We start from the raw sequence: 1,138 nt of genomic DNA, 5'->3' as shown, positions 1-1,138 counted from the left end.
GGCAGCGGCAGCCCCGTCACACCCCGGCTTCAAAAAGTCCTTGGCTTTACCGCCGGACCAACAAAAAACGACACCACACAGAAAACCACCTTCCCCTATGTTCAAACCCCCTGGAGAGGGTTTGATTACACCCTGCAACCAAGGTTCTAACAAATCAAACTACACGATTATGAAAAAAATATTTGGAGCGATTTTGGCCGTTTTGGTTTGTTTGTTCCTTACACAAACCACAGCCCTTGCTTCCTCGCACCGGGAAGCGCCGCTGATCTCCAACGATCCGCTGGCCGACAATACGGATGTCTATGCGTTTCGAAGCCCGAATGATCCCGAGAAGGTTGTGCTGATTGCCAACTACATTCCCTTTGAACATCCCGCCGGTGGACCCAACTGGTACACCTTCGGCGAGAATATCCGTTACGAGATCCATGTGGAAAATAACGGGTCAGCGGGTGATGACATCATTTATCGATTCAGCTTTCACCAGGTGAACGAAGACCCGACAACCTTCTTCCGCATTCGCCTTGGCAAGGAAAACTGGAAAACAACCTACACCCTGGAACGCAGCACAAACGGCGGCACAACGTTCAGCACCATCGTGGCCAATGGTATGGTACCGCCTCCCAACATCGGACCCCGCTCGATTGAAAACCCCGTTGTGGGCTTGGGTGCAGCCAGCTATGAAAGCCTGATGATGGGTGCAATTCAAACAGCTTCAACCGGCGAACGCGTTTTTGCCGGTCCTGTTGATGATCCGTTCTTTGTTGACCTGGGAGGTGTCTTTGATCTTGCCAATATCCGTCATGGCGCTGATGCGCGGGATGGTTTGGCCAAATTCAATTGTCACTCACTGGTACTGGAAGTGCCCATTGCCACCCTCTCGAAAAATGGAAAGCCGGCCGCAGCTGCCGCTAGTATTCTGGATCCCAATTACATCATCGGCGTATATGCATCGGCCAGCCGCCCGGCAATTACCACCTTTGACCCAAACACTGCAACAGAGCAAGTTTCGGGCAACTGGGTGCAGGTGTCCCGTTTAGGGATGCCCCTTACCAACGAAGTGATAATACCTGTTGGCAGGAAGGACGAGTGGAATTTTACAAAGACCAATAGCGAGAGTCAGTTTGAGCCCTATTTTGTC

General features: G+C 51.8%; 1 protein-coding gene. It reads left to right on the top strand.

Going from position 1 to position 1,138, the window contains the following annotated elements; genetic code table 11:
* Window positions 1–169 precede the first annotated feature (169 nt).
* Window positions 170–1,138: DUF4331 domain-containing protein (locus tag D6024_RS26375; protein WP_162945071.1), on the top strand; the 969-nt coding region annotated here is incomplete at its 3' end.

It is taken from the genome of Flavisolibacter nicotianae (genome assembly GCF_003628535.1).
In the GTDB taxonomy this organism is placed as follows: Bacteria; Bacteroidota; Bacteroidia; order Chitinophagales; family Chitinophagaceae; genus Flavisolibacter; species Flavisolibacter nicotianae.
Note: the sequence above shows the minus strand (reverse complement) of the source record. Positions and strands in the feature narration are given on the sequence as shown.